Source organism: Marinobacter sp., from assembly GCF_052094685.1.
GTDB lineage: Bacteria > Pseudomonadota > Gammaproteobacteria > Pseudomonadales > Oleiphilaceae > Marinobacter.
Map to the genome: position 1 here is coordinate 1 of NZ_JBQDKB010000116.1, position 9926 is coordinate 9926.

At 52.8% G+C, this 9926-nt stretch carries 7 protein-coding genes and 1 tRNA gene; all 8 read left to right on the forward strand.

What is annotated here, in order from left to right:
• Positions 1 to 1673 (forward strand): DNA primase (dnaG, locus tag ACTH3S_RS16490; RefSeq protein ID WP_441810102.1); only part of this gene is annotated, 1673 nt, incomplete at its 5' end.
• A 117-nt stretch (positions 1674 to 1790) separates the two neighbouring features.
• Positions 1791 to 3638 (forward strand): RNA polymerase sigma factor RpoD, encoded by a 1848-nt coding sequence (gene rpoD, locus ACTH3S_RS16495; protein ID WP_441810103.1) that lies wholly within the window; start codon positions 1791 to 1793, stop codon positions 3636 to 3638.
• A 113-nt stretch (positions 3639 to 3751) separates the two neighbouring features.
• A tRNA-Ile gene (locus tag ACTH3S_RS16500) sits at positions 3752 to 3828 on the forward strand.
• A 645-nt stretch (positions 3829 to 4473) separates the two neighbouring features.
• Positions 4474 to 4848 carry a DUF4398 domain-containing protein gene (locus ACTH3S_RS16505; RefSeq protein WP_441810104.1) on the forward strand — a complete coding sequence of 125 codons (375 nt, stop codon included), beginning with the start codon at positions 4474 to 4476 and terminating at the stop codon, positions 4846 to 4848.
• Positions 4849 to 4874: 26 nt separating this feature from the next.
• Positions 4875 to 5684: an OmpA family protein gene (locus ACTH3S_RS16510; protein ID WP_441810105.1), complete on the forward strand. Its 810-nt coding sequence runs from the start codon at positions 4875 to 4877 to the stop codon at positions 5682 to 5684.
• 152 nt (positions 5685 to 5836) lie between these two features.
• Entirely contained in the window at positions 5837 to 6373 is a 537-nt protein-coding gene (gene sodC / locus ACTH3S_RS16515) for a superoxide dismutase [Cu-Zn] SodC (protein ID WP_441810106.1), read from the forward strand.
• Positions 6374 to 6665: 292 nt separating this feature from the next.
• Entirely contained in the window at positions 6666 to 8003 is a 1338-nt protein-coding gene (gene aupA / locus ACTH3S_RS16520) for an alkane uptake protein AupA (protein ID WP_441810107.1), read from the forward strand.
• 13 nt (positions 8004 to 8016) lie between these two features.
• A partial coding sequence (locus tag ACTH3S_RS16525; RefSeq protein WP_441810108.1) for an Ig-like domain-containing protein occupies positions 8017 to 9926 on the forward strand: 1910 nt, incomplete at its 3' end.

The following is a 9926-nucleotide window of genomic DNA, read 5'->3' on the forward strand; positions in this document are numbered from 1 at the left end:
TGGCAGAGCTGATCGGCTCGCGCATTACACTCAAAAAGGCCGGCGCCAACTATAAAGCGTGCTGCCCGTTTCACGATGAAAAAACGCCGTCATTTAATGTAAGGCCAGACAAAGGCTTCTACCATTGTTTCGGATGCGGCGTTCATGGCGACGCCATCAGTTTTATACGTGAGTTTGAGGGCCTGGGCTTTACAGAAGCAGTTGAAGAACTGGCCCGCAGAGCTGGGCTAGAAGTACCTTATGACCAAGCGGCCAAGCAGGAAATCCAGCAGGCGCGAACACTGACCGACGCGCTGGATTTTGCCAGTCGCTTTTACCAGTCATCGCTTCAAGGCGAGCAAGGCACCTACGCCCGCGATTATTTGAAACAGCGGGGGCTGGACGACAGCATTATTCAGCAATACAAGGTGGGTTATGCGCCAGCGGCAGGCACCTCCTTGTTCGATGTTGCCAACAAGGATCTGCAGGGGCCACTCATTGAAACCGGCACCGTCTCGGACAAATACGGCAAGCCGCGGGACTTTTTTCGAAATCGGGTAATGTTCCCGATCCGCAACAGCCGAGGCAAGACCATAGCCTTCGGCGGACGGACGCTCGGCGACGACAAGGCAAAATACATCAACTCTCCAGAGTCGGATGTGTTTCACAAAAGCCGAGAAATATACGGTCTGTTTGAAGCCAAACAGGCCCTGAAACAGCTAGACAAGCTGCTTGTAGTTGAAGGCTACATGGATGTCATTGCCCTAGCCCAGCACGGCATTCATTATGCCGTCGCGACCTTGGGCACGGCAACGAACCAAGACAACCTGGCTGCACTGTTGAGACAAGTGCGGCATGCAGTCTTTTGTTTTGATGGTGACAAAGCCGGATTTAAAGCAGCGGACCGCGCGATGGATAATGCTCTGGAGCTGATGGCAGACGGTTTACATCTGCAGTTTTTGATGCTCCCAGAGGGCGAAGATCCAGACACGCTGGTGCGCAAAGAAGGCTCCGAAGCATTTAAGAAGCGCATTGAAGGTGCCACTCCGTTTTCACGGTATCTGTTTGACAGGCAGAGCGAAGGTCTGGATCTGACACTGCCAGAGCACCGGGGCGAACTTAGGGCCAGAGCGGAACCGCTGCTGAACAAAATGCCCAAAAGCACCCTGCGGGATGCCATGTGGCACGAAATGCTCCGCCTTTGCGGAGGCCGCAATCAGTGGCAAAACCGCCAGCCCCAGCAATGGGGGAATTGGAAGGGCGGAAAGCGAGATCGTGTCACTGAAGAACGTATCGACGTAAAGCTGAGCAAAGACAGCATTTTGTGCCTAGGCTTACTTGAGGCTCCAGACTTGGCCAGCGACGTTACCGAGCTGGCACGGAGTTCTCGCCAGTATAATCAGGCCAGAAATTTTGCCGGTTTTATTCTAGAGCGTGAGATCCGGGATCGGAAATCACTTATAACGGCACTGGCGTTGGATAGCCAAGTGCGTGAGCAGTTCTACAATTTGTTTGACGGCATTGAGCACATCCCAACCCGGGAAAGCACTCTGGCCGCAGCACGAGAGCTGCTCAGCCCCAACGAGGAAGCATCAAGACAGCAAAGGCTGGCTACACTTTTACGCAACTTCGCAAACCTAACCGCCGAGGAACGGCAGGAGCTGCGAGAGCTAAGCGGGGGTACCCCGGATTAGCAGCACTTGAAACTTGGCGCACTGATCACCATCTAACCATTCGGTGGCAGAGCATTAGAGCGGCAGCTATAATGGCTGTTTCATTTTTTCTTATTTAAGCGAGTTCACAGGGTGTCTATGTCAGGCAATTCGCAGAAATCACGTTTGAAAGACCTTATCGCACGGGGCAAGGAACAAGGCTACCTGACTTACGCCGAGGTGAACGACCACCTCCCGGAAGACATTGCCGATCCCGATCAGGTCGAAGACATCATTCGCATGATCAACGATATGGGCATTCAGGTATCTGAAGTGGCACCGGATGCCGATACCCTGATAATGACCGATGGCGATTCCACTGCCGACGAAGCCGCTGCCGCTGAAGCCGCCGCTGCCCTCGCCGCCGTGGAATCCGATGCCGGCCGCACCACCGACCCAGTGCGCATGTACATGCGGGAAATGGGCACCGTGGAGTTGCTGACCCGTGAAGGCGAAATTGTTATCGCCAAGCGCATCGAAGAAGGTATACGCGATGTTATGGCAGCCGTTGCTCACTTCCCGGGCACCGCCGGTACGGTCATCCAAGCATACGATCGCATCATCGAAAACGAAGGCCGTATCACCGACATCGTAACCGGTTTTTTGGATCCAGACGGCGCTGAACCGTTCATGCCAGAACCACCTCCCAAACCCGAAACATCAGACGAAGACAAGTCTGAGGACGATGATTCGGATGAAGAGGAAGAAGAGCAAGAGAGCGGCCCAGATCCCGAAGAGACTCGCCTGCGCTTCGAACTACTTAGGGAAAAACTGACCAATGCTGAAGAACTGCTAGCAAAGCATGGTCGCGCAGACAAGAAAACCCAAACCGCTCTTAACGAGCTGGGCAAGGTGTTTGCTCCATTTAAGCTAAACAACAAAGCGTTTGATGAACTGGTCAACGTGGTGCGCTCTACCAACGATTTGGTGCGCGAGAACGAACGGGCGATCCTGAAAATCTGCGTGCGCGAATGCAAAATGCCACGCAAAGACTTCATCAAATCCTTCCCCGGCAACGAAGCCAATCAGGAATGGGGCGAGAAGATTGGCAAAAGTAAGAAGCCTTACGCCTCCGCTATCAATGAGCGTATGGACGAAATTGTCCGTCTTCAAAAGCGCATAACAAATGTGCAGACTGAAGTAGACTTGGACGTTGCCGACATTAAAGAAATCAACCGTCGCGTCTCCATTGGTGAAGCACGAGCCCGCCGTGCCAAGAAAGAAATGGTTGAAGCCAACCTGCGCCTGGTTATTTCCATCGCCAAGAAATACACCAACCGTGGCTTGCAGTTTCTGGACCTGATCCAGGAAGGCAACATTGGTTTGATGAAGGCTGTAGACAAGTTTGAGTACCGCCGTGGCTACAAGTTCTCTACTTATGCCACTTGGTGGATTCGTCAGGCCATAACCCGCTCTATTGCGGACCAGGCGCGCACCATTCGTATTCCGGTGCACATGATTGAGACCATCAACAAGCTCAATCGTATCTCCCGCCAGATGCTTCAGGAAATGGGCCGCGAGCCCACACCAGAAGAACTGGGCGAGCGCATGGAAATGCCAGAAGATAAGATTCGCAAAGTACTGAAGATCGCTAAAGAGCCGATTTCCATGGAAACGCCGATCGGTGATGACGAAGACAGCCATCTGGGTGACTTTATCGAGGATATCCAGGCGCTCTCGCCGGTAGACTCTGCAACGGCCGAAGGCCTGCGTGAAGCTACTCGCTCCGTGCTGGCCGGTCTCACCGCTCGCGAATCCAAGGTACTGCGTATGCGTTTCGGTATCGAAATGAATACCGACCACACGCTGGAAGAAGTCGGCAAACAGTTCGACGTAACCCGTGAACGCATTCGTCAGATCGAAGCAAAGGCCCTGCGCAAACTGAGGCACCCTTCCCGCTCCGATCACCTGCGCGGCTTTATTGACGATCAGGGAAACCAAGGATAAATCGCAAGAACAGTAGCGGGCGCCCTACCTCATCGGTATAATGGCGCCCGCTTTGCTTTCCCCTCACGGGGAGCGGTTAAAATACAACCACTTGCAAACAGAAAAACAGTTTCGGGCCTTTAGCTCAGTTGGTTAGAGCACTCGACTCATAATCGATTGGTCGCTGGTTCAAGTCCAGCAAGGCCCACCATACAAAGCCCCGAGCCGTCTGGTTTCCGGGGCTTTTTATTACCGGTACACTTTTTATCGGTACTGTTTATCGGTACAACGCTTCTAACACCCTCCCTGGCATAACACTCAACACTTGGCTGCAAGCGCCAACCGCCCGCCTTTGGGAGCCAGGCAGCTCCATGGCTGATCAACAGGGTGCAGGCTTGGCGCCAGCCGACAGTATCGGCTAAGACTTCTCTGCCTTTTGAAAGGGCGAAAAGAGTAGCCATCAATCGAAAGCGACAAAAGCAGCGTCTTGTTACATTTCGTACGTTGTGAATCAGGCCTCCAACCCTCGCCACTCAACCTTTAATCACCCATCATAATGACAGCTTATTCACATTTCTCTTGGGCCGCAGATAAAACTGAATTTCAAACACTTAAACACCACTACCGTCAACGTACCGCTGCCTTACCCACGCTCCAAATGCAGATTTATTGCGGATGAGTCATGGCTGATCGCCATCTGCCTGCTACGCTTTAATTAAGGTGCGCATGGCACTCAGCAGTTTTACGGCATATCTTGCCGTTCATTAAGAGTGCATCAATCCTGATGGCAGGACAGTTTCGTGCAGACAACACTTTCTTCCTGCAGAGCTTATAAATCGCTGAACGGAGATCATGCATGAATAAGCATAAATCGATGCTATACACCGCGGGTGTCGCTGGCATAGCTCTTACCATCGGTGGCTGCGCCAGCCCCGGAGAGCGGCCGGATTCTGATCTGAATAGCGCTCAAAACTCCCTTCAACAGGCTGTTTCTGCAGATGCACGAGAGTATGAGCCAATACTGCTCAACGATGCTCAGAACAAATTGGCTGACGCGAAGAACCTGATTGATCAGGAGAAGTACACCGAGGCCGAACGCCTACTAGAGCAGGCAACCGTCGATGCTCAACTGGCCGATGCCCGCTCGGAAACCGCCAAAGCCAAGCTAGCTGTTGAGGAGATCAATGACAATATTGAATCTCTTCGCCAGGAACTTAATCAAAGCCAGTAAACGCCCTATTTGGTATGGAGACTGTTATGAACAAACGCAACATAACACTGGGCGTGGCTGCGAGCTTGTCAATGCTGATCGCCGGCTGCGCCACAACACCGCCAGACAACGCAATGATTAACGAGGCACGGGCCTCTTACGCTAAAATCAAAAACGACCCGGACGTCGCTCGCAGTGGTGACAGTCAGCTGCGCAGTGCAAGAGATGAACTTAACCGGGCAGAGTCTCTGCTGAAAGACGGCAAGGACACCAACCGAGTTGAACACGCGGCCTACCTGGCGAACCGCCACGCACAGATCGCCGGCGAGCAAGGCGAGCGTGCAAGACTGGAAGAACAGGTTAACTCTGCCGAAGAGCGTCGACGCAAACTAATGCTGAACAAGAGTTCCGAGGAGGCTACTCAGGCTCGAAATGAAGCCGAAATGCTTCGCAAAAGAATGGAAGAGCTACAGGCGGAACGCACCGACCGTGGCATGGTGCTCACGCTCGGCGATGTTCTTTTCGACCTTAACAAAGCCGACTTAAAATCCTCGGGAGAACAGACCATAGGACGCCTTGCGCAATTCATGCGGGAGTACGAAGACAGAAGAGTTCGCGTAGAGGGCTATACCGACAGTACTGGCAAAGACAGCTATAACCAGAAGCTGTCCGAACGCCGTGCCCAGTCAGTGAGCGATGCTCTCGTATCCCAAGGCATTGAACGCGTTCGGGTAGAAACCCAAGGCTACGGCGAGCAATACCCTGTGGCTAGCAACGATACTTCCGCTGGCCGGCAGCAAAACCGCCGTGTAGAGATCGTTATCTCGGACAAAGAAGGCAATATCGAGACTCGGTAAAACTAAGCTCGACCAAACATCTGAGAACAAAAGGGGGAGAGCCCTCTCCCCCTTCAGATAAAGATCATGTCTCAGTTAAACACCTGTCTTTGACCGCGCACTTTTCAGGTGCGTTGGCCAGAGCATGCATTAACCCGAAGGGGGTCAATCTCATGAAAAAATCAGCAGTCCTGGCTGCAATTCTCGCCGGAACCCTCTCATCTTTTACACTGGCAGACAGCGGCAACACTAAAGAAATCGAAATGTTTGCGCTGGATGCAAAAACGGAGGGCCACTCCATCGGCTTTGTCTATGCGCAGGAGCACGACGACGGCGTATTATTTACGCCTAAGCTAAAAGGTTTAGAACCGGGACTTCACGGCTTTCACGTACATGAAAAAGCCTCTTGCGAATCATCTGAAAAGGATGGCAAGGAGGTTCTTGCGGGTGCTGCTGGCGGACACTTCAATCCTGACAACGGTGATCACAACGGCCCTTATAAAGACGGCCATGCGGGTGATTTACCAGCACTGTATGTTGACGAGTCCGGCAAGGCAGCAACCCCCGTATTGGCAACGAATCTAGATTACGACGACCTAGAAGGCCGTGCACTGATGATCCATGCCGAGGGTGACAACTACTCAGACAAACCCAAACCCTTAGGCGGTGGCGGAGACAGAGTAGCTTGCGGAGCCCTCTCCGACAAATAAACCTCAACCGAATCTGCAAAGCCCTATGCAAGATGGCAAGCCACGCAAGTAACAAGGTTTGTCGTCTTTGCCACCCCCCTCCCTGCATTCGCCTGAAAACCACGGAAGTCAGCCCCCTCAACGACAAAACAGGCACAAGAGTGTTCTTTTCGACGAAAGTCTATGTCGCTAAAGCCAACGTCCCAAAAAGACAAGATCGTTACACTCTGAAATAGTCGTACTAATACCTAGCAATGTGGCGCAGCAAAACGCTCGATCCACATAAAAGACAAAAACAACAGGAGTTACATCCATGTTCGGTTCCCCCCGTTTCGCAGTACGGGCACTCTCGCTTGCCATCGCCACCGCCTCTGTAGGTTTTAGTGGTATTGCATCCGCTAGCATGGGCAACATAGGTACAACCTATGGCGTAATGCCTATAGACGTAGCTACCGCTCAATCCCTATCCATGTTTAATGACCAAGTATCTGCCACTTACTACAACCCGGCTGCACTCACTCGGGATGATCGAGGTGAATTGACAACTGGCATTTTGCACGCCGAACAGGAACTACGGTCAGCAAACCCGAACGCCAGTGGCGATGTGGTTTCCAGCTCGCCCAGCCAACACGTGCTGGTGGGCATGAAAACCAACCTGGGCTCCCTTACTCGCTTTGGCCACCCTATCTACCTGGGTTTCATTGCCGGTGTGGAAAAATACGGTAAGGAGATGTTGGCGTTTGATTCACAGACATCGAACAGCGGGCAGTTTCTGCAGTATGGGAAAGAACCGTTATTTCTGAACCTGGGCGGCGCCACCCCTATATGGAGGGGCATTTCAGTGGGTGTATCTGCCCGGATAACTCTGGATGCAACGGCCAACCTCGATGCAGTATCTACGCTTGGCGGAGAAACCAGTCGAGAGCGTTTGGCAGTGAATGCTGAGCCACAGGTCAAAACCATTATTGGTACCACCGTTGATTTAGGCAGTACCTTCTGCCCTGAAAGCAACTGCTTCCTGCAGGGCTGGGAAACGGCTTTCACGTATCGCACTAAATCATCTGCCTCAACAGCTGTTGATTCAAATATCATTGTTTCGCAAACCATTCCAGACCCAGGCCTAAGCTTGGTCGTATCCACCATAGACTCTTTCCAACCAGAAACCTTTGGCGTTGGTGCTCAGTACAAGGGTGATGGCTGGCGCGTTGGTGGCAGCGTTGAGCAGCAGAACTGGTCTGAGCTGTCCGATGAATTCAAAGGCGATACAATCAAAGATCAGTCAACTATCCCAGCTTCCAGCCGGATACAGTTCGATGACACAATAATCCCACGCCTTGGCGCTGAGTATGACCTCAACAAAAACTTTTCTGTGCGCGGCGGCGTAGCCTATGAAGAGTCACCGCTGAAAACCACTCGCAACCCGGAAATCAACTACCTGGATACCGACAAAATTGTGGTTGGTTTGGGCATCAGCGCCACCTACGACCGCACCCGCCTTTTAGCCTACCCTGTTCGCCTTGATTTAGGCTATCAGTACCAGAAGTTGCAAGAGCGCGACTTTACCCTGGTAGATTTTGATGGCAATGAAACGGCCGCAACAGCAGACGGCGATGTCCACGTTATCAGCGGCTCAGTTACCCTGAAGTTCTGAGGAGAGGTTTGCCATGAAGTACAACAAGACCCTGGCACTGATTCCGGCCCTGCTGCTTGCAGCTTGTGGCGGGGATGAACAGAGCATCGATGAAAAAGCGACTCCGGGTTCCCTGATTTACTCTTATCCGGCACATGACCAAAACGATGTCAGCCCAAAAGCCGATATTGTTCTCAGGTTCTCTGACGCTGTGACAGAAGACGCCACAACTTTGTCTGACAAGATCAAAGTTCGCACTTCTGGCGGCACAGACATTCCGGTCGACATTTCCATTATCGATGGCGGCAGAAGCCTGAAGTTAAACACAAACGGAGCGCTGAGCACCGGCTCTGATTATTCCGTATCGTTTTCGGAACCCCTGAAGGCTGAGGGCGGCCGCACCATCAACACGCCAGCGCACATTGGCGAATCGGGCATTCAGTTTGAAACCCGCGGCAGCTATTCCGGTTCAGCAGGTCTGGCGAACACGGCGGAGGAATTCAGTGTAGCCTGGAAGGTGCCTGCCAGTGATGATCAAAGCGACCAGAGTTTTGAAGCCCTGAACTTCTCTACCTTCCGCTTTTCAATGACCCAGCCCGTGCATCCCAATTGGCAGGCCATGGGTGGCTCTATTGAACTGCTGGACCAGGACGGCCAACCAGTATCCTCAACGGTTCTGGCCAAGGGTAACCGGATCACGATCGATCCATGCGTTACACCCGAGCCGGAACAATGCGGCAGCAAAGACGATATCCTTAACAGCGGTGAGACCTACACGGTAAAATTTACCGATGTCGTCAGCCTCACCAATTCCGATGAGGCCAACCGCTTCAGTAAAGAATTCAATTTCACCCCACGTGAGACAGGGCCCACCGTTGTTCTGAAACAAACAGCCACTGACTCCGGGCTGGCTAACGGCATGTCTGAGGGGGCGGCTATAAAATCCATTCTCAATGGCCAGCCAATTAACGGTGTTACGCTTAACTCCGTGCTTCAGGGCAAAGCCGGGCCATCTCAACAAACCGGTGATATGTTCGCTGAACTCGCTTATGCGCCGGACTTTGAAGCAGACGAAGCTCTGCCTCTGAGAATTCCTAAAGGCAGCATACTCCGCAGCACCAGCCTGGACGTTCTGGTAGGCGGAAAAGTACCTGTTCTCGATGCAGAAACCGAAGAGCTTCAGACCACAGGCGACATTAAGATCACGATGCTGTCTGATGCTTCTGGTTATCTCAGCCCTAACCTCTACACCGACGACATTAATGCACCGCGCCAAATCACCTTGTTTATGGATGTGTCCATGAACACGGAAGAGGCCCAGCCCAACGCAGCCTTGTCTCAGGATCTGATGGGTGTCGAGCTGCGTGGTATCGCACTGGTAAGGGATGGCACACTGACCATAGATGCCATTGGCATGGTGGAGCCGACACTGCTGGGCCAGGAATACACCGATTCTACGATTGCGTTCCATCTTGAAGCTCAGACGGATGTAGACTCAGCACTGGACGCCGATGACGAGCGCGAGATTGATAGAACCGGACCATCGCTGGTTAGCTGGATGCCTGGTGATGAAGACGCCATTCCTAACACTCGCCAATCCATGCAGCGCCCTGGCGATCCGGTGATTTTGTTCTTTGATAAGCCACTGGACCCAGACTCAGTCACTGACGGCGTTTCTCTCTCCGGCCCTGGCGGCACTTCAGATGGCGAAACAACAGTAGGGAACGGGCTAAACGCTGAAATTGACGGTACAGCCTTAATCCTGAACCCGGATGGTGGTTTAGCACCAGGCGGTGACTACATAGTGAGTGTGCCTGGCCTCAGAGGTATAAATGGCCAGCCTGTGGACATCCTTACGGTAAGGTTCAAGATGGACGGAGAAGACGCACCGACCGATGCTCCACCTCTGGCACTGACGACCTACCCTGGATTTCCTTGTGAGAC

Coding starts and splice junctions, on each gene's coding strand:
- rpoD (WP_441810103.1), top strand. CDS start 1,791: ATGTCAGGCAATTCGCAGAAATCACGTTTGAAAGACCTTATCGCACGG.
- ACTH3S_RS16505 (WP_441810104.1), top strand. CDS start 4,474: ATGAATAAGCATAAATCGATGCTATACACCGCGGGTGTCGCTGGCATA.
- ACTH3S_RS16510 (WP_441810105.1), top strand. CDS start 4,875: ATGAACAAACGCAACATAACACTGGGCGTGGCTGCGAGCTTGTCAATG.
- sodC (WP_441810106.1), top strand. CDS start 5,837: ATGAAAAAATCAGCAGTCCTGGCTGCAATTCTCGCCGGAACCCTCTCA.
- aupA (WP_441810107.1), top strand. CDS start 6,666: ATGTTCGGTTCCCCCCGTTTCGCAGTACGGGCACTCTCGCTTGCCATC.